The sequence below is a fragment of the Serratia sp. YWN4 genome (assembly GCF_055790845.1).
In genome coordinates, this window is record NZ_CM147696.1 from 4627953 (window position 1) to 4653004 (window position 25052).

Below are 25052 nucleotides of genomic sequence, written 5' to 3' on the forward strand. Positions count from 1 at the left end.
CACCAAAGGGAGTTTCGGCTCTAATGGTTAGTTCCCTCTCCCTTGGGGAGAGGGGGCGCGCCTTGAGCAATTGATGTGTGATTATGCCGCTTTGCGCTTAACTGACCGGCATGAGGGTTTCAGTTCCCCGTTTATCATCCAACACGTTCCAGAATCATCGCAATCCCCTGCCCCACGCCAATGCACATGGTGCAGAGCGCATAACGCCCCTTGCGCCGTTCCAGCTCCAAGGTCGCCGCCAGCGCTAACCGTGCGCCACTCATGCCCAAAGGATGCCCCAAGGCGATAGCACCGCCATTCGGGTTCACCTGCTCGGCATTATCGGGCAGCCCCAACTGGCGCAATACCGCCAGAGCCTGTGCGGCAAAGGCTTCGTTGAGTTCGATGACGTCCATCTGCGCCAAACTTAGCCCGGTCATTGCCAGGACTTTCTGCGTAGCAGGTAACGGGCCGATCCCCATCAGGCTTGGTTCTACACCACAAACCGCCGTGGCGACAATCCGGGCGCGCGGCGTTAACCCCTGCTGCAATGCCACGCTTTCTGAAGCCACAATCAAAGCCGCTGCGCCATCGTTGATGCCGGAGGCATTACCCGCCGTGACCGTACCGGGGGTACGAAAAGCGGCTTTCAAGCGTTGCAGTTGCTCAAGCGTGGTGCTGGCCCGCGGATGTTCATCTTCAGCGATCTGCGTTTCCACGCCTTTATGATTGCGCACGGTGACCGGGGTGATTTCCTCTGCCAGCAAGCCCTGCTGCTGCGCACGGGCGGTACGCTGTTGGCTGCGTAAGGCGAAGGCATCCTGAGCCTCGCGGCTGATATCAAACTTGCTGGCAACGTTCTCGGCGGTTTCCGGCATCGAGTCCGTACCATACTGTTGATGCATCAATGGGTTAACAAAGCGCCAGCCCAGCGTGGTATCAAACATCTGTGCCTGACGGCTGAAGGGAGTCTCGGCTTTTCCCATCACCCACGGCGCGCGCGTCATCGACTCTGCCCCTCCGGCCAGCAACAAACCCGCCTCACCCGATTTGATACTGCGCGCCGCAATGGCTAACGCATCCAAACCTGAACCACACAGGCGGTTAATGGTAGCCCCTGGGACATCAATCGGTAAGCCCGCCAATAAAGCGGCCATGCGTGCCAGATTACGGTTGTCTTCCCCGGCCTGATTGGCACAACCGAGAATGACATCATCGACCCGTTGCCAATCCAGTGCCGGATAGCGCGCCAATAGTGCCTGAAGAGGGATCGCGGCGAGATCATCGGCACGCAAGCTGGCAAGTTGACCAGCATAACGGCCTATGGGTGTCCGTACTCCGTCACAGATAAATGCGTGCTGCATAGTATTTTCCTCAATAAAAACATCACATTAAATAATTTCATCACCGGTTGAACCTGCGCAATGAAGCGACTCTCCGTTACGTTCACTTGTAAATAAATACTCATTATTTGCAACATAACTCTAACTTTTGACTATTTTTGGTAACAATATTTTGTATAAATTATTCCATTATGTCTATATTAATTGAGAATGACATCGTTATTGACCTGCAATGCCCATAAGTAAACCCTGTCTTTAGCCAACACCAGAGAAACAGGAACGCTTCTGTGCCGTACCCATCGCTACGGCAAAAGAATTATTCACATCAAAGTAATCCGGTCGTCGTTTTGCATCCCCACGCGGGGATGCAAAACGCACCGTTATCCTGGGAGGAACGATGAACTTAATAAAATGGCTAGTAATCGGCTTATCCTGTACCGCAGCACTCTCCCCACTCTCTGCCGTTAACGCGGCGGAATATCAGGTCGGTGAAGTGATCTCACTGACCGGGGTCAATGCCCGGGGCGGCACAGGTATGCACGAAGGTATCAAAGTCGCAGAATCGGTGTTTAACCAGCGGCCCGGCAGCGTGAAGATCAAGATCCAGACGATCGACGATGAGTCCTCACCGGCCAAGGCGGTGGCGGCGGTAGAAAGATTAGCCTCCAATAACGTGCTGGCGATTACCGGCGGAGCCACGTCAGATATCGTTGGGCCAGCCGCAACGGCGGCCGATAAACTGGGCCTGCCCTTTATGACCTCTGGGGGTACCAGCAGTGAGTTTCTGACCCAAGGTTTCCACTCTTTCTTTCGCATCAACAATACCACCGGGTATGTCAAAGCGATGGCTGGCCTGCTGGACACCATGCAGATCCAGAAGCTGGCTATCATCTATTCCACTAAAAAATCCACCAGCGAAATGGCGCGCATGATGCAGCAACAGATGGCCGAAAAAGGCGTCACGGTCACCATGCATCCTTTTGAAGCCACCACGGTGGATTTCAAGCCGATTATCAACAAGATCAAACTGCAAGATCGGCCCGATGCCATCAACATGATTGGCTACGAGAATGATTATGTCGGCATTTTGCGGGCCGCCAGAGTGCTCCGGCCGCCGGTGAAAGCCATGGTCGGTGCCTGGCAGATCGCCACCGCCAAGATGTATCAGGACTTCCCCGATTTAGTGGAAAAAACCTACGGAACGGAAATGCTGCCGGTGCCGGTCACCTTCAACCGGCCAGAAGGCCAGGCGTTTGAAGCCGCCTTCCGCAAACTCTACCCGCACGAGCCTGATTATCTTTCACAGTACGGTTTTGTGCAGGGGATGTTGCTGTTCGAAGCCATCGCCCGGGCAGAGGCCGCAGGCACGCTGGATCAAGGCGGCATTGCCCAGGAACTGCGCTCCACGGCGGTGGACACCATCATTGGTCAGGTACGCTTTAACGCTCAGGGCGACAATGAGGAGTTCATGCAAAACATCGGGCAGCACCAAAAGGGGAAAATTGCCATTGTCTGGCCTGCCAGCGCAGCCACGGGAACGACGCAATTTCCTGGGACTCCCTGGTAACCCCTTAGGTTACCTGGATGTTCACCCCACCTGAATAAGAGGTGCGCATGACTGAATTACTCCTTCAATCGTTATATTCCGGCCTGCTGGCAGGCAGCGTCTATGCCCTGGTGGCTCTGGGGCTAGCGCTGGTGTTCGGCATTATGCGGCTGGTCAATCTGGCACATGGCGAGTTGGTGCTACTGGCGGGCTATATCGCCTATACCTTCGAGTCGTCGACCGGCTTCGGGCCACTCTGGTCGATACCACTGGCCTTCGTCATCGTCTGTGCGGCGGCGCTCGGGATCTATGCGCTGCTCAGCCGCATCAAGATCGATCGTGAACTCAACTCGCTGCTTTTAACCTATGGCGTGGGCGTGATCCTCACCAACCTGATCCTGTTGATCTGGAATGCCAATATCCGCTCCAGCAGCTCCGTCTGGTTGCAGGAACCGATCGTCGGCGGCGATCTGTACGCCATGCGGGGTGAACTGGTGGCCTTCGTGATGAGCCTGATCTTACTGGTTCTGCTGTGGAAATGGCTGGCACGCAGCTGGTATGGCCGCGCCGTGCGGGCGGTTTCCAGCCACCGGGAAGCCGCTATGCTGATGGGGATCAACCCGAAGCAGACCGAAATGATCTCATTCCTGCTGGCGGGCATGATGGCCTCGGTGGCTGGGGTGGCGATCTTCTGCACCCGGGTACTGCAACCCTCGCTGGGCGAAGCGCTGACCATTAAGGCGTTTATTATCACGGTGTTGGCGGGGATCGGTTCCATTCCGGGCGTGTTAGTGGGGGCAGTGGTGATCGGCGTAGCTGAAGCCATGAGTGCCACACTGCTCAACCCCGCCTGGCAGGACTTGATCAGTATGGCGCTGTTCCTGCTGGTACTGTTCCTGCGTCCTAATGGTTTGTTCGGCGCAGCTCGGCGTCAGGGATAATGCGATCATGATGAAATCATTGATTCAACTAATGTGGTTCCCGTTACTGCTGGCAACCCTGGTGCCCGCCATCTGGCACCAGCAGCCTTACGTCCTCAGTATGTTTACCGATGCCCTGACGATCGGCGCGCTGGCGCTGGCCTGGGCGATGCTCGGTAACCTGGGGGGCATGGTCAGCTTTGGGCATTCGGCCTTTTTCGGCACCGGTGCCTATATCTCTTCCATGCTGGCGATGAACAGCGGTATGCCGGTGTTGCTCTCGATGCTGTGCGGGGGCTTGGCCGCTGCGGTCACCACCTTGCTGATGTTACCCACCCTGCGCCTGAAAGGCACCTATTTTGCCCTGGCCATCCTGGCCTATTCGCAGATCTTTCGGGTATTAGCGGTTCAGCTCGAAGGGATCACCGGCGGGTCGGCGGGGTTATCCGGCATTCCTTCGCTGCCGGTCATCATGGGCTTTGCCCTGAACAGCAAGCTCGGCGTTTATTACGTGATCCTGGCGCTGGTGACGCTGTTTTTACTGGTCTATGCCGCCTTGGCGCGCAGCGACTATGGCTTGGCGCTGAAAGCGATGCACGATTCAGAAGCCGCAACCCAGGTGGTTGGCGTTAACAGCCTGCTGCTGAAAGCGGGAGTCCTATTGCTGTCTGCCTTTATGACCGGGTTGGTCGGGGCGTTCAACGCGCACCATATGAATTTCCTCGAGCCCGATTACGCGTTCAACGCCTCCTGGGTGATTGTGCCAATTATCGCGGCGATCTTCGGCGGTTTCCGTTCGCTGAATGGCCCGCTGATCGGGGCTTTGGCGGTCTATTTAACCGACCAGCTCCTGTTCAAAGTCCTGTTCCCCACCGGACACCAGATGATCCTTGGCGGATTACTGGTGGTGATGATCCTGGTCAGCCCGCGTGGCCTGTTACCGCTGTTACGTTCAGCCCAGAGGAGGTTCTATCGTGCTAAAGCTTGATGGAGTCAGCGTGTCATTCGGCGCGGTTACCGCCGTCGATAATGTGTCTTTGACGGTGGGAAAAAACGAAATCGTCGGTTTAGTTGGCCCGAACGGCGCGGGTAAAACCACCCTGTTTAACGCCATTTCCGGCCTGGTCCCACCCACCACTGGAACGCTCAGTTTTCATGGCAACACCTTCGGCCAGCGGGGAGGGATCCACCGCCGTGCCCGCCTGGGGGTTGGCCGTACTTTCCAGGTGCCGCAACCGATGCATGAGTTGAGCGTGCTGGAAAATGTGCGGGTAGCGCAGCGCTTTGCCACCGGTAAGGTCAATCTTGCCCGGCTGGGGGAGATCCTCGAACTGGTCGGCCTGCATGATAAGGCTGAACGCTCCGCCGCCACCGAACTCTCGCTCAGTGAGCTGAAAGCGCTAGAGGTAGCCAAGGCGCTCGCCACCGAACCAAAACTGCTGTTGCTTGACGAAGTGCTGGCCGGGCTGGAAACCAGCGGTAAAAAACGTTTTCAACAAATGCTCGGGCGGATTCATGCCGAATACGGTTTGAGCATTCTGCTGATTGAGCACGATCTGGAAACGGTCACGGCACTATGCCAACGCGTATGGATCCTCAACTTCGGCCGCCTGATCGCGGATGGCACGCCCACCGAGGTGTTCAACGATCCGGTGGTGATCCGCAGCTATACCGGAGAAGCCTATGCTTAATATTCAACAAGTGCGCGGTGGTTACGGTGCGATCAACATTCTGTGGGACATTTCACTGCATATCCAGCCGGGGACGGTCACCGCCATCGTCGGGCCAAACGGTGCGGGCAAAACCACCCTGCTGAAAACCATCGCCGGGCTGCTGCCGTTAAAGCAGGGGCAGATTACTTATCAGGATATCGACGTCGGCGTGCTTTCACCCTGGCATACCAAGCGCAGCGGCTTGGCGCTGATCCCGGAAGGACGTATGATTTTCCGTGATATGACGGTAGAAGATAATCTGATCATGGGTGCCTTTCAGAAAGCCAGCCGCCAGCATGTGAAACAACGGCTGGAAGAAGTTTATGCCATGTTTCCACGTTTGGCCGAGCGGCAGAAACAGCTGGCGGGCGTGCTTTCCGGCGGTGAAGCGCAAATGCTGGCGGTAGGCCGCTGTTTAATGTCCGACCCTTGCATGATCCTGATCGATGAACCTTCCCTAGGGCTGGCCCCGGTGGTGGTCAACGAGCTGTTTGCCTGCTTTGCCCGCCTGCGTGAGAGTGGCAAAACCCTGTTATTGGTCGAGCAGAATACCCAGTTGGCGATCAAGCTGGCCGATCGTGTCTGTTTGATGCGCAGCGGCAAGATGGTATTTACCAAAGCGGCCAATGATATAGATATGGAAGAGTTACATCGGGCTTATTTTGGGCATTGAACGTTGTTAGGGCGGATTCCCCCGCCCTGACAATTACTTTGAATTGAGGCTGGCAAACGTCAGCCCTTGCTCCACCAAGCGGATAAGCAGCGGCGAAGGACGCCAAAACTGCGGATCTTCGGCGGCAAAGGCCGCAATATCTTCCAGTATCTTCGGCAAACCAATCTTATCCGCATAATACAGCGGCCCACCGTGATAACGCGAGAAGCCGTAACCGGCCAGCAGCACCACATCAACGTCCAATGGGCGCAGTGCAATGCCCTCTTCCAGCAGATTGGCACCTTCGTTAATCATGGCCGCCAAATAGCGGCGCACGATCTCTGCGGCGCTGAATGGCCGTGGTGTAATGCCCGCACGTTCGCGTTCACGGGCGACAATCTCCAGCACCGCCGGATCCTGCTGCCCACGGTTTGAGCCTGGCTCATAGCGATACCAGCCACGCCCGGTTTTTTGCCCGAACCAACCCTGTTCACACAGGCGATCGGCAATCTGCACATAACGTTCCTGCGGATCGCGCTGCGCCGCCCGGCGCTTACGGGTTGCCCAGGCAATATCCCCACCGGCAACGTCAACGATCTGGAACGGCCCCATGGCAAAACCGAAGCCACGCACCGCTTCGTCGATCTGATACGGAGAAGCGCCATCTTCAAGCATCGCCTCCGCCGCACGGCGGTAGACGGACATGATGCGGTTGCCGATAAAACCGTCGCAGATGCCGGTACGCACCGGGATTTTACCGAGCCTGCGGGCCAGCGCAAAAGCACTGGCAATTACCTCAACGGGTGTCTGCGGCGGCACCACAATCTCCAGCAGGCGCATCACCGGTGCGGGGGAAAAGAAGTGTAAGCCGATCACCGCCTGCGGCCTGCTGGTCACCGCCGCAATAGCGGTAATATCCAGATAGGACGTATTACTGGCCAGTATCGCACCGGGCTTGCAGTGGTTATCTAGCTGACGGAAAACCTCTTGTTTGGCCGCCAGATCCTCATATACCGCTTCCACCACCAGATCGGCAGAGGCCAAGTCCTGATACTGCGTGGTTCCACGCAATTTCGCCAAGCGCGCTGCGGCAGCAGTGGCCGAAAGCCGTTGTTTGCTGATCCGCTGGCGATAGATCTCTTCCACCCGGCTCAGGCCAATTGCCAGGCTCGGTTCGTCACGCTCCAACAAAGTCACCTGCAAATCCGCATCCAGCATCACCACCGCAATGCCCGCCCCCATCGTGCCACCGCCGATCACTCCCACTTGGGTAAAAGAGCGTATTGCCAAACCCGCGATATCGGGCAGTTTGGCCACCGCGCGTTCGGCCTGAAAGGCATACAGCAAGGCCTGATGCTGAGGGCTCGCCAGGCAGCGTTGAAATTGTGCGGCTTCATAGTGGCAACCTGCCGCAAACGGCTGTTCGCAGGCAGCGGCAACGCAGTCAATAATCAACGCTGGGGAAAACAGACCACGGAATTGCGTGGGCAGTTTGGCGCGCGCCGCCGCAATCGCCGCCTGCCGGGCCGCCGAATCGGCAAGCTGGGTAACGATCTCACCGCTGCGGCGTACTGTGCAGCGATCGGCCAGCAGTTCATAGGCATAAGCCAAACCGTCCACTCGGGCATCCTGCCCCAGGCGATCCACCAGCCCCAATGCTAGCGCCTGCTCAGCAGTCAATGGGCGGCCACCGAGCATCAGATCCAAAGCCGCCTCTGCGCCGATCAGCCGCACGCTGCGCTGGCTGCCTCCGACCCCGGGCAGTAACCCCAAATTGACTTCCGGTAACCCCAAGCGGCTGCCCTTGACCGCCAACCGGTAATGCGCCGCCATGGCAATCTCCAGCCCACCGCCCAGTGCGTTACCCGCAATAGCGGCGATCACCGGTTTAGTACAGGCTTCGATGCGATCGCAAACGTCACGCAGCAACGGCGGCTGGCGCGGTTGATTGAATTCACGGATATCCGCCCCGGCAGCAAAGTTCTTACCTGAACCCAGCAGCAGCAACGCGTGGATCTGTTCTTCGTTCTGCGCCTGGTGCAGCGCCGCGAGCAGCCCACTACGCACGCCAAGCCCCAGCGCATTAACCGGCGGATTATCAATGGTGGCAATCAGAATGTTGCCACAGCGTTCAAGATGCAGGCCCTGATCAGGCTGATGATTATTTGGCATTTTTTGCCTCCTCAGGCGCTCCCACCGGGGGTAGTAGCCGATAGCTGGCTGGGGTGCGGCTGAGTTTGATCGGCGAAGCGATGCCCGTATAGCTATCCCCCATCTTCACCACCATGCCACGGTGCCGGGTATGCGGGTGCTGCAATGCGGCCTCAATATTCAGCAATGGCGCGCTGGGCACCCCGCTGCGCAACAGCTGTTCGGCAAATTGTACGCCCTCATGGCTGGCGAGCAGGGAAACGAGTTCACTGCGTAGCTCTGCGCGGTTTAGCGAACGCAATTTCGGGGTAACAAAGCGCGGATCCTCACTCAAGGATGGAGCATCTAAACATTGGCACAACAGCGCAAACTGTTTGTCGTTACCAACGCCGAGGAAGATCGGTACGCTGGCGCTGGGGAAAATATCATAGGGGTAGATATTGGCATGGGCGTTACCCGAACGTTTCGGCGGTTGCTGGTTGGCAAACCAGTTGGTGGAATAAGGATGTAACAGCGATAAGCCGGTATCAAACAGGCTGGCCTCGACAAATTGCCCCAGGCCGCTGCGGGTGCGTTCATACAGCGCCATCAAAACGCCAATCACCGCGTTCATTCCGGTGGCCTGATCGACCAGCGGAACGCCAACGCGCAGCGCTTCGCCATCGGGCTCACCATTAACGCTCATGATCCCGGTCATCGCCTGAATCGAGGCATCGTAACCCACCAAGCCGCCCAATGGGCCATCGGCACCAAAACCACTGACGCGGCAATGGATCAGCCGGGGAAAACGTGCGGCCAATGCCTCGTAACCGATGCCCCATTTTTCCATGGTGCCGGTCTTGAAGTTTTCGATTAATACATCGGCTTCGGCCAACAGTTCATACAAGGTTTGACGGGCGCTTTCCTGCGATAAATCAAGGTACATCCCGCGTTTGTTGCGGTTCAGGCCAATATAATAAGCGGCCACTCCTTCCTGAAAAGGTGGCCCCCAGGTACGGGTTTCATCGCCCTGCGGCGGTTCGATCTTAAGCACATCGGCACCATGATCACCCAACACCTGACCACAATACGGCCCGCCCAAGACGCGGGATAAATCGATAACACGAATACCGGCCAGTGCGCCAGCGGTAAGGGTTGCCATAGTCGTTACTCCTGCGGGTGTTTTTTCTTTATGAAGCAAGGGTTCCCGACCAAATCGCCGGGATTATGGCTTTGCTCAGAGGTAGGCGCTCGCCAGCAGCAGTTCTTCAATCGCCTCTGGCAACGGGTTTTCTGCCGTTAAAGGATCGCTGGGCAACAGTTTCTGGATCAAGACCTGCTCGGCCAAGTGCAAACGCGCTGGAGCATCGGCATGATGGCTTTCCCACGCCATCGCCGCCGCGCTCACCAGGTTGTACAAGCCGCTGGCGGCACGGCGCGCTAGGCTGCTGCCCTCTGGGGCTGCGGCGGCCCGCGCCAGAGCAAAGGCTCGCTGCTGTGCGCAGAGGAAACGGACTCGCATGGCGCTGTCTAGATGTGCCTCCGTCAGGAGGTGTTCCAGATAAACTTGTAGCGCCTCCAGTGACTGTTCACGCAGAATGGCGCGCCGCACATCCAGGGCGACGATGTTACTGGTGCCCTCCCAGATCGACCCCAAATGCGCATCTCTGACTAAGCGCGGATCGCCCCACTCTTCGATATAACCGCAGCCGCCGCGGATCTCCATGGCATCGGCAGTCACCTTGCGGGCATCGCGGCAGGCGCGGAATTTGATCAGCGGGGTCAGAATCCGCAGCAGCGCGTAGGCCTGTTTATCGCCGCTGTCCGAACGGCGCAGCACCTCTGCCGTTTGGAAAACCATGCTGCGCGCCTGCTCGCTGGGGAGCAGTATCTTCAACAATTGCTTTCTCATCAGCGGCAGTTCGATCAGCTTTTTACCAAAGGCCTGACGATGGCGGGCAATGTAGAACGCCTCGCTGACCGCCCGGCGCATCAGCCCCGCAGAGCGCACTCCGTTGGACAGCCTGGAGTTATTCACCATATCCGCCATCTGCACGAACCCGCGCCCGGCCTCACCAATCAGATAGGCAGTGGCCCCTTCAAGGCGGATTTCACCGCTGGCCATCGAGCGGGTACCGAGTTTGTCCTTCAGGCGTAAAATGCGATAGGCGTTGGTCGAACCATCGTCCAGCGTGCGCGGCAGCAGGAACAGCGATACCCCTTTCATCCCTTCCGGTGCGCCTTCAATGCGCGCCAACACCATCGCCAGTTCGGCATCGGGGTTAGAACAGAACCATTTATCGCCATACAGCCGGTAGTGATTATCCATGTCTACCGCCAGCGTGGTGGTGGCGGCAATATCAGAGCCCGCGCCCTGCTCGGTCATGAACATCGCGCCTTGCATCAGCGTGGTGGGCTCAAGCGAGGTAAGCCGTGGCAGGTATTTAGCCACCAAGTCGGGTGAACCGTATTTTTTTAGCGTGCGGCTCAGTGAGTCGGTCATCGATACCGGGCACAGCAGGCCGAACTCGGCTTGTACAAACAGGTAGGTGAACAGATATTTGGCCAACGGCGGTAATTGCCCCTGCCAGCCCAGCACATCTTGCCGATGAGAGATGGCGGCCAGCGCAAACTCGCTAAACGCGTAGCGTTCCAGTTCAACGAAAGCCGGGTGTTTTAAAATACGTTGATCATCGGTGCCGGTGCGGGCGCGCACCTGAAGCTGCGGCGGATTTTTATCCGCCTGATCGGCCAGCTCACTGAGCCGCCCGCCAGCCAGCGTGCCAAGTTTTTGCAGATAAGGCCGCAGATGAGCGCGTAGCTCTGCGGGCAGATAGGCCGCTAACAGGGAATCCAGCGCAGCATCGGTAAGATAGAGATCGGCACCAAACTGGTCCGGTATATTATCTTGCTGATTAATAATGGTATACATACTCAGCTCCACGTTGTTGTATTGATGTTTATTTTTTGTTAAACGAAAGGAGCTGTCTAATACCGTTTCCCTATCGGCCGATAGGCTAAAAACATCGTGCCGTTGTGATTTGCCAAGCTCCGCCCAGAAGCGTTTTTTCAGCCGTGTTACGGTAGCTTTTCAAGGGCAGCAATAAGGAATGGGTATACCGTGGATATTCGCCGTTTACGCTATTTTCTGGTGTTGGCTGATGAGCTGCATTTTGGCCGTGCCGCCAGCCGCCTTTCAATCTCTCAACCGCCGCTGAGCGTAAGCATTCGTCAGTTGGAAGAAACCATCGGGGCAAAATTGTTTGAACGTAGCCACCAGAAGGTGCGGCTGACGGCGGCCGGAGAGGCCTTGGTGCCTGCGGCACAGGCGTTGATCGATCGCATGAACAGCACCATGCATCAGGTGCGTGACGTCGATCAAGGCGTTACCGGCCACTTGCGCATCGGCTTTGTGGGTGCCCTGCTGTATCAGGGGTTGCCGAAGTTATTACAGCAGTTCCAGCAATCGCGTGCAGGCTTGCAGCTCAATATGCTGGAGCTGAATACGAAAGATCAGTTAACCGAGCTGGCACACGGCAGCCTGGATGTCGGGTTTGTTCATGCGTCGCGGTTACCGGAAGGGGTTTCTTCACTGCTGTTTTCCAGCGAGGAATTAGTCGCCTGCTTGCCGCAGCCGCATCCGTTGGCCAGCAAACCGGCGCTTAACCTGCGTGAACTACGGGATGACAAGTTCGTTGTGTTTTCACGCCAGGTTTCCCCTTATTACTATGATCGCATCCAGTCTCTGTGCCTTACGGCGGGGATCGATCCTGACATTCGCTGCGAAGCACGGCACTGGCTGAGCGTACTCTCTCTGGTGGCGCAAGGGTTTGGCGTCGCCTTGGTGCCCGCCAGCCTGCGGGGCTCTTCCATGGCAGGCGTGTGTTTTATCGCGTTAGAGGAAGTGGCGTTACTTTCTCAGGCCTACTGTATCTGGCAAACGGACGATCAGCGCCCGGTGCTGTCGGCCTTTATTACTGCGGTGCGCCATGCCGCTGAACATCCACAACCATAACCCTTACTCATTTTCATTACGCAGGAGGTCGTTTTGCGCCATGACCTGCGTGATGATAGGGATCGGCGTCAGCAAGTGTTCGCGCATCAGTTCGCTGGCCTGGCGGCTGTCCCGCGCCAACACCAGTTTGACTAACCCCTGATGTTCCTGGTGTTTATTTTCCATCACGCTGGCGGAAAATACCGTCTTCCTCAGCCATAAAAAGCGATAACGCGCCGCAAGATCGAACAGCCGATCGCGCATTTGCAACAAAGACTGCGAGCCACAACCGGCAACGATCGCACTGTGAAATGCCTGATGACGTTGATCCCACTCATCCAGCAGCGCCTCGCTGGTGGCCACCGTGCTCATCTTGGCCAGCCGATGGGTCTGCGCCAGAATATTCGCTTCCCAATCATCGTTGCCACGTTCGATCGCCAATGTGACCAGCATCGCCTCCAGATTGGCGCGGGCATCAAAGATATCCAGCAGCTCAGCCTGTGACATGGGGGCAACGCGGTACCCTTTCTGGCTAATAGCGGTCACCAGATTTTCTGCCACCAACTGGGAAAGAGCCTCGCGTAGCGGGCCGACCCCCAGGTTATAGCGACTGGTCAACAGACTCATACGCAGTTTTTCGTTGGGCTGAAAAACACCGCGAATAATGTCTCTTTTCAGATAATGATAACCATCAAATACCGCATTTTGCTGGAGAGTCATTACGATCCCATCTCTTGAAACATAAGGCCTTTAATTATAATGAAATACGGGCAGATAACCAGTTCGGTCGGGATGGAGAGGATCCTGTGGCTCAAGGCATGACGGGGAGATCCCCCTAAATGCCGTAACAGCATTTAGGGGGATTTTATAACAGCGACGTTAAACCGCCGTCGCGACAGCACGCAGATTTGGCCCCGATGACGGCTGATTCTCTAATAACGCCTGCACTTTACTGACAATATGCTGACCAATAGGGACCGCCGATGTGGCTGCCGGTGACGGGGCATTACAGACATGGATCGTGCGCGCTGTGGTGACAAACAGGAAGTCATCGATCAGTTTACCCTCAGGCGATACCGCTTGGGCACGCACCCCGGCCGGATAAGGCAACAGATCTTGCTCCGTCAGGCTAGGGCAATATTTCTGTACCAGCTTGAGATAACCGCGTTTGAACAGTGAGTTTTTCATCTCCCCCACGCCCAAGGACAAGTTTTGGTACATCAATTTGCGAATGCCCGCATAGCTGGCCATTTCCAGCGTGTCGCGCCAGGAAATATCCATTTTATGGTACCCCTCCCGTTTCCAGGCCAATACCGCATTCGGCCCCACGGTGACGCTACCATCGATCATGCGGGTTAAATGGACGCCCAGGAAAGGCACGGCAGGATCGGGGATCGGATAAATCAGGTGATTCACGATGTTATTATGGCGGCTCGCCAGGCGGAAATACTCGCCACGGAACGGGCAAATCATAAAGCCGGGTTCGATCCCCAACAGTTTGACCAAGCGGTCGGCCATCAGGCCAGAACAGGCCACCAGATAGCGCGCAGAAAACTCTGCCTGCGGCGTACTGACGACCACGCCCTGCGAATGCTCGTGCAGCGCCTGGACTTCAGCCTGATAAAAGATCTCCCCGCCCGCCTGCTGGAACACGCGGGCCATCGCCATCGTCACCTGCCGATAGCTGACAATGCTGCTGGAAGGGACGAAAATCCCCCCAAGCCCGACAATGTTGGGTTCCCTTTCCTGTAATTGCGCCGCATTTAGCCATTCGCGCTGTAAACCATTTGCCGCCGTGCGCTCCCATAAGGCACGCATGCGTTCCATTTCCAATGGCGTAGTGGCGACCAACATTTTGCCGCAGTCGTCATAGCGGATCCCATGTTGCTCGCAAAACACCTTGGTGGCTTGATTACCCTCCAGACAAAAGCGCGCCTTCAGGCTGCCGGGGGTGTAATACACCCCGGCATGGATCACGCCGCTATTATGGCCAGTTTGATGCTGCGCCAGCTCGGGTTCTTTTTCCAGCACCGCAATGCAGGCATCCGGATAGGTTGAGATTAACTGCATGGCGGTGGACATGCCGATAATGCCACCCCCGATGATTACAAAATCATACATCTTGCGGCATCCCCTTTCAGGCGATTAACAGAGATTAAGTACGATGCTATGGCGCATTAAAATAGCCACGCTGACGCATTAATTCACGCCGCAGTTCCGGGTGTGGTGTGAATCTATCGCGCCCATGGAGCCAGAACAGATTATTAATTAATAGAATGCTGCCGACCGGCACCGGAATAAACAGCTTGTGCTGGCTGCTTTCCAAGGCATCGGACAGATCGCTTAGCCAATTACCTTCGGTGAAATCTTTCGGCTGCACAAACTGATCGATATAGCGCATCACCGGGCGGCCCTGATTATCGACGTCAAATACCGGATGGAAAACTTCTTTATGGGTATTTTTGCTCGGTGGCGCAGACCAGCACATGGTGCGGTGCGCTAGCGGATGACGAAAATAGGTATCCAACTGCTCCCAATCATCCAGGTGCAACAGAATAGAATCCCCACCTTGCATATTCTGCTCGTCGATTTTCATCATCATCACATAATCGGTTACTTCATCCACGTAGGTCCCGTCGTTATGCAGTTCCAGCACCCGATGCGGCTGACGTAAATAGCTGTCAGAGTTATCAACGTTCTTCACCACAAAGCGAGCGTAATATTGGCCACTCATCGAATCAAAGTTGGAACGGCCAATCAGATGAGCAATCGCCGTGGCCAGTTTGACCATCTCATCACTCTGTTCGACACGATCGATACCTTCAGCCTGAATAAGCAATGCGCCCTGAGAACGGGCCAACAGCGTTTTCAACAAGAACGGCTGAAGTTGGTTCGCGCATAAGTCATCTAATATTTTGGCGATGCGAAACCGCAGCAGCGATTTATATTCCAGCGCCTGTATCGGCCATTGCGCCGTCTGCTGCAAGAAGCGCTGAGCGATCTCAGCACTGAAATTGATCGTTAACACGCGAGAGGAAGCGGGGAATGTCGATAACGTCACTCCCGGTATAACCGGTTTATTTTGATTTTTCAGCGATGGTTTTTCTGTCGTCAAGGTATTCATGCAGTGAGTCTCCTGAAACAAGCAGATAGTCCTACGAACGCAGGTGTTTTTTTGTATTCATAATTAGATTATATCTACATTTTAACAAAAAGAAGACATAAAATATGACATTGCTTATTTGTGTGATCTGATAGGCATATTCCTGCAACAGAAGCTGTAATCTATGCTGAACCCTTGAGCTGAGCCGTTTCTCTTGCACACTGGCAACTCTTCTTATGCTCCCCTAACAAGGATGCGCAACTGGCTGGAGCAAAAGCTAAGATCGAGCGTTATAGAGAATGGTTAGGGCAGGTATGCCGAAAAACGTACAATTTGCTTAAGCCGCTTGCTCCGCGAATGGAGGCTTTGCAACACATAGATCGCCAACAAAATGTCAATAACTCCTTTTTTAGCTAATTTATCAGGATATAGTTTCAATTAAATGGTATTTAATTAGCATTTAAAATTAACAATTAATTTAAAAACAGAATATCGCGCAGGGTAACGAATCCTAAAAACAATAGGAATAGACTTATAATTTTTTTAAAAAATAAGGATATCTTATTGAATAATCAGGGAATAACACGAAAATTGTGAGCAAGTTAACAATATTGACACTAAGAAGATATCACAGGTAAGATTTGTTATCGGTTAGTTTCATGGTCACTCAGGTATAAATGACAAGTATAAATGACAACACGGAAAGTTATATAACCTTTACTTTCCTCAAGAATAAGCCACAACAAATGAAATAACTTGATCTGATATTGCCCACAAGGTTGTTGAGCAGAATATGGACTTGAACAATAACGCCCCTACCGTAGCAGTGTTATATAACTCTGTTAAATTCAATAATGGTTGAGTCGCAGACCATTTATGGCCTTGCTGGTTAACACTTCTACTAAAGAATATTCAGTTATCTGCATTGGCTATAGATATCTTCGCTAAGCGAACTCATTGTGGCTTAATAAGTTAACAATTTGACGTTGAGTTATGCCAAAGCTTTTAAACCCATGACGACCAGAGGGTAGTAATAGGCTATCAAACAGACCGATACCATGGCTAATCAGGGGCCGGGCTTTTTGTTGTTACAATTTTTACAGCTTGTACAAAAGAAAACAAAAGCACAACAAAACCCTCCTACATAGGCTGTGAGATAGCGATAACATAGCCCCATAGCGACAAATAAATCGCTGAGCTATAAGCCTAGAGCAGCGAGTGAAGTGAAAGGATGTAAAGTCCCGTTAAATTTTATTATATAGACATCATGGGCTCTTAAAAAGAAGTAGTGCTAACAGTCGATAACGTTGCATACGTTAATCACGTATATCAACCAAGTTGAGTTTAACCTATTGGTGCATCAACGCCCTGATAGTTTATACACTCTCGGTAGTTATGGAATTTAACGACTCAGGGCATGGCAACAATAAATAGATATTACAAGGCAAGTTATCAGTTAATTTACCTGTAAAAACCATTCGGTATTTGTGTGTCAAAAAACACCAGAGAACCTGAATAAATGCCCCAAAGGGCTTAAAAAAGCATCGCCATGGTTTACAGGGTTTAATAAGAGGACCTCTGCCGGGAATGCGTTAACTCTTATATTGAAATAAAGGAAAAGAATAAATGTTGAATAACCTGCAAAAAACCGTTTGTGCGCTGGCCGTACTGGCTACCACCTCTCTGCCTGCACTGGCAGAAAGTATTGATGTGCGCGTTATCGGTACTATCGACCCAGCGGCATGTATCCCGACCATCTCTGGCGGCGGTACTGTCGATTACGGCACCATCAAACCAACGGCCTTGGCTACCGATGCTTTTACTACGCTGGCTGAGAAACAGCTGGATTTTGCCATCAATTGTGACGCCCCGGCTAAAGTGGCTATTACCGCACACTCACAACGCGGCGCAAGCGCAGTAAAAACTGATGGCACGATGGATACGCTAACTGTCGCACCAACTGGGGTCATGCTGTTTGGTGTTGCAGGTGTTGCTGTTGTTGGTTTAGGTCTGGATGGCACAAAAGGTATTGGCGGTTATGCGATCCGTCTGACCAGCGGCACCATGACCGCTGATGGCATCGCGGTTGATTCTATTGCGTCAAGTGGTAATACCACCTCATGGTTAGTAGCAACCACAGGCTCCGTGTTTAACACCCCGGCATCTTTGCGCTACGTCTCTTGGGCAACAAAAGGCACCACTACCCCGGTCGCCTTCACCACTCTGGCGGGCAAACTGGGCGTTCAGGCTTATATCAATAAAACCTCTGAGCTGGATCTGACCAAACCGGTTGTTCTGGATGGCCTGACCACCCTTGAGCTGGTTTACCTGTAATAGTCCTCTTAGCCGGGATCACTCCCGGCTATTAATGTAAAAAACCTTTGCATCACAAAAAATACGAGAATTCTATGTTGAATAATCTGCAAAAAACCGTTTGTACTCTGGCCGTGCTGGCTGCCACCTCACTGCCTGCCTTGGCTGAAAGCGTCGACGTACGTGTTATCGGTACCATTACTCCTCCAGGCTGTCACCCAGCGCTGTCAGGTGGTGGCACGGTTGACTACGGCTCAATTAATAGCAAAAGCCTGCCGGCAGACACATACACTGTTCTGCCTGAAAAGCAGCTGGACTTTACTATCACCTGTGACGCACCGGCTAAAATCGCGCTGAAAGCGATTGAAGGCCGCCCTAATACCGCTCCTGGTTTAAATGCCAACGGGAACCTGGATGTCGCCACCGCACGTATTTTCGGTTTGAGTTCGGGGAGTGAAGGTGTGAATGGTCTCGGGTTGGACGGCACAACAAAGATCGGTGGATACGGTATTCGCCTGACCGCCGGTACCATGATTGCTGATGGCGTGAGCGTTGATAGTCTTTCCAGTAGCGACATGATTACCTGGAGTAAAAGCGCAGTGGGCAGCCTGTACGTGGCAAATAACACGCGTTATTCCACCTGGGCTGCAACGGGCACTACAACACCGGTCGCCTTCACCACCCTGGCAGGCAAACTGGGCGTTCAGGCCTATATCAACAAAGCCTCAGCTCTGAATCTGTCCAAGCCGATTGTTATGGATGGCCTGACCACGCTTGAACTGGTGTATCTATAATTATTTTATCAAGCTGCGGCCCCTCCCCAGCTTTTGATTCGTGTTCCGATACGGTCTGTAAACCGGGGGCGCTGTCTTGGCCCCCTCATTTTACTGTTCCCTCTCGATTAATCTGAAAGGTAAAAAAACATGATTCATGCATCTCTCTTCAAGACTGGTGCTACTGCTCTGCTGCTGTTTTCTCTGGGTGCCCAGGCAACCGGCATGGTCCCGGAATCCTCGGTGGTGATTGTCGATCAAGGTGATGGTGAAGGGGCGATCAACGTCAAAAATACCGATGCCTTCCCGGTGTTGCTGCTCACCACGCTGGAAAATATCAAAGATGATACAGAAACCCTATTAACCATCACGCCGCCGGCGGCACGCGTCGAACCGGGCAAGAGCCAGCGCGTGCGCTTTATCATGACCAGTAAGACGCCGTTGAAAACCGAGCGTCTGAAACGTGTGATCTTTGAAGGCGTTCCGCCACAGCAAAAAGGCAAGAACGAAGTGCGTATGACGATACGCCAGAATCTGCCGGTGATTATCCGCCCTGCCGGGCTGGAGAAAGACTTGGCCCCCTGGAAGCACCTGACCTGGAAATTGAGCGGCAACAGTATGGTCGTCAGCAACCCGTCACCGTATGTGGTGCGCCTGGGCCAGGGTGTACAAACTCTGCCGGATAACACCAACTGGACGCTGCCAAACACTTACGTGTTACCCGGCCAGACTCTGACGCTGACCCCCGACGGTAATAAAAAAGCCGATGCGGCTCAACAGGTACGCATCTCTCCGGCCACCACCTGGGGTTATACCGTCAACAGCTACGACGCTCCACTGAGCAAATAACAGGAAATTACCGGTGCAATACAAACTTCATCATATGTCTAGCCACTACCCTGCTCACTCAGCACTTTCGTTAGCGCTGCTGAGCGCTCTGGCTATTCCTCCGCAGGCTATGGCCGATACGGACGCTAAGCCTATGGACGATGTTGAGTTCGACATGCAAACAATGCAGAGCCGCGGAATTGACCCCAAAGTGGCCGAGTTGTTTCGTAATGCACCACGCTTTATGCCCGGTGAAACGACAGTCACTCTGAGCGTAAACGGCAGCGGTCGCGGTAAAGTACAGGCCCGCTTTGACAGTGAAGGCCATTTGTGTGCCGATCAGGCTTTTCAGAAACAGGCGGGGATCCTGCCACCACCCGGTTTTACTGAAAGCGCTCCTTGTTTCGATTTGAAAAGCGCCTGGCCGCAGACTGAACTGAATCTCAACCCAGGTGAAGAACGTGTTGATCTGGTACTGCCGCCACAGGCGGTGGCTAATCCGGGCACCGAGAGCGGCAACTGGAACCACGGTGGTTTTGCTGGAATGCTCAACTATCAGGCGCAGTATATGGATTCTGCCGGGTCTACGGCTGGCCTCAACTTTATGCAACTCGGCACCGAAGCCGGGTTCAATTTCAGCGATTGGATCATACGCAGCCGCCAGACCTTCACACGCTTTAACGGTGAAGACAGCACGCAGCATCAGGGTGCCTATGCGCAACGCAGCTTTACCGAGATCAAGAAAGTGCTGCAAGCCGGGCAGGTTAGCCTCTCCAACTCGATGTTCGGCACAGGCCAGGTTCTGGGCTTCCAGATGTTCCCCGAAACGGCATTGGTCGGTAACCGTGGCGGCGCAGGATTGGTTGAAGGGATTGCCGACAGCCAGTCGGTAGTGGAAGTCCGTCAGTCGGGCGCATTGATTTACAGCACCACGGTGCCTGCTGGCCCCTTCCGCCTACAAGGGTTCTCGTTACTTAATACCCGTACCGACCTTGACGTAGCCATCACCGGCAGTTCGGGTGAAAAACGCCAGTTTACCGTGCCAGCCTCGGCCTTTCTGCTCAATGGCACCGCCGTCGCACCCGGCCTCTCCTTCGGTGCGGGTAAGTTGGATCAGCAAGGCAGCAGCGAATCGCCGATACTGGCTACCGCCGCCACAGGCTGGCAACTGACCCCACATACTGCGCTGAACGCTGGCGTGCTGGGTTCATCACCCTACCGTGCCGGCGCTGTCAGGCTGGATACCCAGCCTTTTGATGAAACACAAATTTCACTACAGAGCACACTGGCACAGGATGAGAAACACGGTAAAAACGGTGCCTCAATTGTCGCTTTATTTAGCCGCAGCCTCACCGAACGGATTTCGCTTAACGCCAATGCCAGCCAGCAAACGTCTGGCTACCGTGAACTGAGTGACGCCTTGCAGGCTGAAGCTCAGGATAACGCGGCAAGAAACCGCAATCAGTTTGGCGGCGGATTGAGCTGGGCGCAGGAATTGATCGGCAGCCTGTCGCTCTCCTGGGCGCGGACCAGTACCTTTGACGGCGACCATACCGATTACCTGCGTGGCGGCTGGAGCAAACAGATCGCTAGCGTCTTTGTGGGTGCCAGCTTGGAGCACAGTACCGGTAGCCGTACAACCGAGGCTGAAAACCGTGCCTACCTGACGGTCAATGTGCCATTTGGTAGCCGCAGCATCAGCAGCTATGTCAACAGCAGCAGTAGCGGCAGCCGAGCCGGGGTGCGCTACAACGATCGTTCCAGCCAGGACCGTGGTTGGAGCCTGATGAGCGAGCGCGATTTCAGCAACCAGAGCACCTTAAACGGCGCCAGCTTCGATATGGTCACGCCGATCAGCCAGCTTAGCGGTGGTCTTACCCACCGTTCTGACAACAACACCACCTGGTCAGCACGCGCCACGGGCGGAATAGTTGCGCACCATGGTGGCGTTACGCTATCGCCGTACAACGTTGGCGACACATTCGGCATTGCCAAAATTGGTGATGAAGCGGGCGTGCGCCTGGAAACACCGGCAGGCCCGACCTGGACCGACCGCCGTGGCTACGCAGTAATACCCACACTGAACGGCTTCAAGCGTTCCACCGTTCAGGTAGACACTCGCAGCCTGGGTAAGAATGTCGATATCAACAACGCCTGGCAGGAGACCGAAGCGGCTCGTGGTTCAGTAAACTACTTCAATTTTGACGTGGTGCGTACCCGCCGGGTATTGGTTGAAGCGAAAGACGCGCAAGGCCAACCGTTACCCCACGGTGCCAGCGTGTTCGATAGCGCAGGCAATTTTGTCACCGTGGTAGGTGAAAAAGGCAGCCTGTTTATTCCTGATGCGGCCAACGGTATGAAGCTTGACGTACAGAGCTCAGGCAAGACTATTTGCAGCCTGCAACTCACGCTGCCAGAAAAGAGCGAGCAGAATGAATTGTATGAAACCGCAACCGCACAATGCCGCTAATCACAGGAGCTCTCTGATGAAAATAGGCTATACCGCCCTGATCCTGGGGCTATTGATCAGCAAGGCAGTTGGTGCCGTTTCCCCCGTAATGGGCGATCCCTCACTTCAGCCGCCCCCCTTGCCGATGGACAGCAGTTGCAACCTGTCTGTCGGGGGCAGCGTGATTGACTACGGCAACCAATCCCGCTGGCAGATGCAAAATGCCTCCACCGGAGGTAATGCAGTGACCCCCGGCAAGCGTACCTTGATGCTGAACGTGGTGTGCCCCTACACCCAGGCCATGCGCCTGGCGCTGCGTGGAGATTTGCGTTATGGCGAGCGCGGCAGCACGGTGGTCCGCCTGTTTGATGTGCAAATAGACGGCCACAGTGTGCAGGTGGTAAACACTACGCCCACCGGGATGATAAGCGGCTCTCCGACCAACGATCAGTTGCTACAGGCGGGCCAAACGGTGGCAGCCGTTCAGAATGGTCAGCTTGCCAAGGGCAAAGTCCTTACTGCACGTTTGGAGATAGAGCCGACGCTGCCAGAATCCGAGGCCAGAGTGTCGGCAAGCCGGATGAGTGAATCCACGTTGACGCTGGAGTTGGTGAAGTAGGCGCTTGTAAAACGATTCCATCACGACCCTGAGTATCTCTGGTGTGTTCTTATCGACAGTACAAAACCAAATATTGTGGTTGGGCTTGCAAAACTGTGATTCGTTAAAATGGATTGAGAGGCCTAGCCTAACCAAGAGGCTTCATTACGTGTAGCAAAAAAGACACCAGAACTTTGCTTGAGGAGTTATTACCCTGCGGTTATAGAGGAAAAAATAACTATACCCGTCAGACTTCAAGCTGCATATGCGCTGACTCATCCCAGTCACATAGACAACTATGTGACTGGGGGCTCACGGCCTTACGACAAGCTCGTTGCGTATAACGAGTTATTATTTTATTGCTAGAACACCGTTAAAACATAGATAGCGCATAATAGATGTAAAATCAACGAAGCCCGCACGTTTAAGAATATCATAGTTTGCTGATTCTGAAAAAGGTTCTAATACCCCCTTCAGACTACGCATTTTCCCCATAATATCAGCAGGTGCATAACCTCGGGTGAGCTTATATTCGTGATAAAGTTGTGTAATTAGATCCTGAAAACGTGCATCGGGCGCCCGCATTTTCTCAAATAATAGATAAGCACCTCCCCAGTTAAGAGCATGGTAAATTTTATCCGTGATGCTCTGGCGATATTTAGGTGGGATAAATTGCATTGTATAATAGGAGATAATCATATCAGCGCGTTGGAACTCAAAGTCTAATGCGTCAGCATGTAAAATCTCCACATTTTTATAAGGTTCACAGCGAGACTTTGCGATAGCTATCATCTCAGGCACAACATCGATACCAATGAAACGTACGTTCTTACCTTGATGAGACTGAGCTAACTGTGAAAGTAGTGACCCAGTAGAACAGCCTATTTCATAGATAACAGAATTCTCCTTAATGAAGAAGTCGGAGAACTGTACAGTTAATTCATGTCCTTCTCTGTATAATGGAACAGATTTGACAACATGCTGATCAAATACTCGACTTACTTCACCACTGAATGTCCAACGTCCATTGCCCACCTGGATATCTTCTCCAGCAGGCATTACTGAATGAATAGTATTTTCATTACCAATATATTCAGAGCTCACATCATCCTCCTGTTCATAATAGGGTTCTTGTTGCTAAGAGCATTCTCTCAGTTTTTACCTGAGACTCCGTCCAAAGCGCAGGGGAAATGATATTTCCTATATTACTCTCGTTTAGCTTAATCAACCGAGGTTCGTTCTCTTGACGAAAATCAATGCACTCATAGAGATGAAGCCCTGATTTGAATAGCATAGAGATGATTTCGCTATGATCATAGTCAACAAGAATATGCTCAGCATGTAATTCTACCATAAGAATATCAATGTTATATTTCAATGAATCACTCATCCCCTTAATCACTTTCCCTTCCGCGCCATGAACATCAATTTTAGCAATACATTTCCCAATGTTATTTCTGGCGGAAAAGCTGTCATAAGTTTCACAGTTAATAGACTCAACCATCTTATTAGAATCAACTTTCATGGTTCGGTCTGTGAAGTCCACAATTTCGTTACGATCTGATAAAGCCAATGGGATAATATTAGCCCTGCCATTATTTAGCGTTATATTTTCCTGTAGAACAGGAAGGTGACGACTACCTGGCTCGAACGCATAAATTGGCGTATCTGGAGAAAGTGAGGACACATAACACGAGAAGTAGCCATAGTGAGCGCCGATATCCAAGAATGTGTGATCGGGATAACTAAGAATAAACCGTTTTAATAATGCGGTTGTACTAGGCTGTGTCCCTCAATTAAAAATGGTATACTGATCACCTAATTTTCAAACAGTTATCGCTATGGCTCGCTACGATCTTCCTGATGCTGCATGGGCACTCATCCTGCCATTATTACCTCCAGAACGCTCTCAGCGCCCTGGGCATCCCTATAGTGAACACCGTAAAGTCATCAATGGCATGTTTTGGGTGCTGTGCTCTGGGGCTCCCTGGCGTGATTTACCCGAACGCTATGGGTCATGGAAAACCGTCTACAACCGTTTCAACCGGTGGGCAAAAAAAGGCATCATTAACTCTATATTCAATAAGTTACTGTCCATTCTTGATGAGCATAAGCTGCTCGACTGGTCGGCTATCTCTCTGGATGGTAGCAATATTCGTGCAATGCGTTGTGCTGCCGGTGCCCAAAAAAACATCCCGATATCGCCAGTGATCATGGCCTGGGTCGCTCACGAGGCGGTTATGGCACCAAAATCCATCTGGCAACAGACGGAAACGGGCTCCCTTTAAATATCGTGCTGAGTGCGGGTCAAGCTCATGAAAGTCAGTTTGCGCTACGGTTATTAGATGGCATCGGCGTTCTAAGAAAAAATGGTTTTATGAAGCGTCGAGGCAAGGCCGTTCTCGCTGATAAAGCCTATTCAAACAAGGCATTACGTAGTGACTTAAAGCGGAGTGGTATCAAGGTCGTTATTCCGCATAAGTCGAATGAGAAGGCCAGTACAGATGGACGAACCCGATTTGATAAAGAGATTTATCGTAGGCGCAATGTTGTAGAAAGAAGCTTTGGTTTGCTGAAAGAAAACCGCCGCATAGCGACACGTTATGAAAAGACGGCGAGGAACTACCTGTCGATGGTTCAACTGGGCTGTATTCGGCTGTTTTTACGACGAATATGTAATTGAGGGACACAGCCTAGGCTCATAAATACAAT

Annotated in this window: 21 protein-coding genes; 12 read left to right on the forward strand and 9 right to left on the reverse strand. The window is 53.4% G+C overall.

The window, feature by feature from the left end; all coding sequences use genetic code 11:
• Positions 1-134: 134 nt before the first annotated feature.
• Positions 135-1343 carry a 3-oxoadipyl-CoA thiolase gene (pcaF, locus tag ACX9GT_RS21380; RefSeq protein WP_473188608.1) on the reverse strand — a complete coding sequence of 403 codons (1209 nt, stop codon included), beginning with the start codon at positions 1341-1343 and terminating at the stop codon, positions 135-137.
• Positions 1344-1719: 376 nt separating this feature from the next.
• Between pcaF and ACX9GT_RS21385 the strand changes: the two genes are divergently transcribed.
• Genes ACX9GT_RS21385 through ACX9GT_RS21405 form a run of 5 tightly spaced genes read left to right on the forward strand, consistent with a single transcriptional unit; the run spans position 1720 to position 6173 of the window.
• Entirely contained in the window at positions 1720-2889 is a 1170-nt protein-coding gene (locus tag ACX9GT_RS21385; RefSeq protein WP_473188609.1) for an ABC transporter substrate-binding protein, read from the forward strand.
• A gap of 47 nt (positions 2890-2936) precedes the next feature.
• Positions 2937-3809 (forward strand): branched-chain amino acid ABC transporter permease, encoded by an 873-nt coding sequence (locus ACX9GT_RS21390; RefSeq protein WP_473188610.1) that lies wholly within the window; start codon positions 2937-2939, stop codon positions 3807-3809.
• A gap of 7 nt (positions 3810-3816) precedes the next feature.
• Positions 3817-4776: a branched-chain amino acid ABC transporter permease gene (locus ACX9GT_RS21395; protein WP_473188611.1), complete on the forward strand. Its 960-nt coding sequence runs from the start codon at positions 3817-3819 to the stop codon at positions 4774-4776.
• Complete coding sequence (locus ACX9GT_RS21400; protein WP_473188612.1) at positions 4763-5479, forward strand: ABC transporter ATP-binding protein; 717 nt, start codon at positions 4763-4765, stop codon at positions 5477-5479. The genes ACX9GT_RS21395 and ACX9GT_RS21400 overlap by 14 nt, the downstream gene beginning before the upstream one ends.
• On the forward strand, positions 5472-6173 hold the full coding sequence (locus ACX9GT_RS21405) for an ABC transporter ATP-binding protein (protein ID WP_473188613.1): 702 nt from the start codon (positions 5472-5474) through the stop codon (positions 6171-6173). Before ACX9GT_RS21400 ends, ACX9GT_RS21405 begins: the two co-directional genes overlap by 8 nt.
• Positions 6174-6206: 33 nt before the next feature.
• Here the strand turns inward: ACX9GT_RS21405 and ACX9GT_RS21410 are convergent, their stop codons facing one another.
• From ACX9GT_RS21410 to ACX9GT_RS21420, 3 genes are all read right to left on the reverse strand, one after another.
• Positions 6207-8324, reverse strand: coding sequence for a 3-hydroxyacyl-CoA dehydrogenase NAD-binding domain-containing protein (locus ACX9GT_RS21410; protein WP_473188614.1), 2118 nt, complete (start codon positions 8322-8324; stop codon positions 6207-6209).
• On the reverse strand, positions 8314-9444 hold the full coding sequence (locus ACX9GT_RS21415; RefSeq protein WP_473188615.1) for a CaiB/BaiF CoA transferase family protein: 1131 nt from the start codon (positions 9442-9444) through the stop codon (positions 8314-8316). The genes ACX9GT_RS21410 and ACX9GT_RS21415 overlap by 11 nt, the downstream gene beginning before the upstream one ends.
• Positions 9445-9519: 75 nt before the next feature.
• Entirely contained in the window at positions 9520-11214 is a 1695-nt protein-coding gene (locus ACX9GT_RS21420; protein ID WP_473188616.1) for an acyl-CoA dehydrogenase family protein, read from the reverse strand.
• Positions 11215-11403: 189 nt separating this feature from the next.
• Between ACX9GT_RS21420 and ACX9GT_RS21425 the strand changes: the two genes are divergently transcribed.
• Positions 11404-12297 (forward strand): LysR family transcriptional regulator, encoded by an 894-nt coding sequence (locus ACX9GT_RS21425; protein ID WP_473188617.1) that lies wholly within the window; start codon positions 11404-11406, stop codon positions 12295-12297.
• A gap of 3 nt (positions 12298-12300) precedes the next feature.
• On the opposite strand, the gene csiR is transcribed toward ACX9GT_RS21425, so the two are convergent.
• From csiR to glaH, 3 genes are all read right to left on the reverse strand, one after another.
• Complete coding sequence (csiR, locus tag ACX9GT_RS21430; protein ID WP_473188618.1) at positions 12301-12996, reverse strand: DNA-binding transcriptional regulator CsiR; 696 nt, start codon at positions 12994-12996, stop codon at positions 12301-12303.
• 159 nt (positions 12997-13155) lie between these two features.
• The gene (gene lhgO / locus ACX9GT_RS21435) at positions 13156-14397 is read right to left on the reverse strand and encodes an L-2-hydroxyglutarate oxidase (protein WP_473188619.1); all 1242 of its coding nucleotides are present in this window, start codon (positions 14395-14397) and stop codon (positions 13156-13158) included.
• Between the two features lie 46 nt (positions 14398-14443).
• Positions 14444-15400, reverse strand: coding sequence for a glutarate dioxygenase GlaH (gene glaH, locus ACX9GT_RS21440; RefSeq protein WP_473188620.1), 957 nt, complete (start codon positions 15398-15400; stop codon positions 14444-14446).
• 1605 nt (positions 15401-17005) lie between these two features.
• Between glaH and ACX9GT_RS21445 the strand changes: the two genes are divergently transcribed.
• From ACX9GT_RS21445 to ACX9GT_RS21465, 5 genes are all read left to right on the forward strand, one after another.
• Positions 17006-17713, forward strand: a complete 708-nt coding sequence (locus ACX9GT_RS21445) for a DUF1120 domain-containing protein (RefSeq protein ID WP_473188621.1) — start codon at positions 17006-17008, stop codon at positions 17711-17713.
• Positions 17714-17787: 74 nt separating this feature from the next.
• Entirely contained in the window at positions 17788-18486 is a 699-nt protein-coding gene (locus ACX9GT_RS21450; protein WP_473188622.1) for a DUF1120 domain-containing protein, read from the forward strand.
• A gap of 129 nt (positions 18487-18615) precedes the next feature.
• Complete coding sequence (locus ACX9GT_RS21455; RefSeq protein ID WP_473188623.1) at positions 18616-19314, forward strand: fimbria/pilus chaperone family protein; 699 nt, start codon at positions 18616-18618, stop codon at positions 19312-19314.
• A 13-nt stretch (positions 19315-19327) separates the two neighbouring features.
• Positions 19328-21763 carry a fimbria/pilus outer membrane usher protein gene (locus tag ACX9GT_RS21460; RefSeq protein ID WP_473188624.1) on the forward strand — a complete coding sequence of 812 codons (2436 nt, stop codon included), beginning with the start codon at positions 19328-19330 and terminating at the stop codon, positions 21761-21763.
• A 16-nt stretch (positions 21764-21779) separates the two neighbouring features.
• Positions 21780-22361 (forward strand): DUF1120 domain-containing protein, encoded by a 582-nt coding sequence (locus ACX9GT_RS21465; RefSeq protein WP_473188625.1) that lies wholly within the window; start codon positions 21780-21782, stop codon positions 22359-22361.
• Between the two features lie 330 nt (positions 22362-22691).
• On the opposite strand, the gene ACX9GT_RS21470 is transcribed toward ACX9GT_RS21465, so the two are convergent.
• Positions 22692-23444: a methyltransferase domain-containing protein gene (locus ACX9GT_RS21470; RefSeq protein WP_473188626.1), complete on the reverse strand. Its 753-nt coding sequence runs from the start codon at positions 23442-23444 to the stop codon at positions 22692-22694.
• Between the two features lie 13 nt (positions 23445-23457).
• On the reverse strand, positions 23458-24027 hold the full coding sequence (locus ACX9GT_RS21475; RefSeq protein WP_473188627.1) for an FkbM family methyltransferase: 570 nt from the start codon (positions 24025-24027) through the stop codon (positions 23458-23460).
• Positions 24028-24181: 154 nt separating this feature from the next.
• Here ACX9GT_RS21475 and ACX9GT_RS21480 point away from each other — a divergent pair.
• A protein-coding gene (locus ACX9GT_RS21480) for an IS5 family transposase (protein WP_473188083.1) occupies positions 24182-25023 on the forward strand; the annotation gives its coding sequence in 2 pieces (ribosomal slippage) (positions 24182-24524 and positions 24524-25023; 843 coding nt in all).
• Positions 25024-25052: the final 29 nt, after the last annotated feature.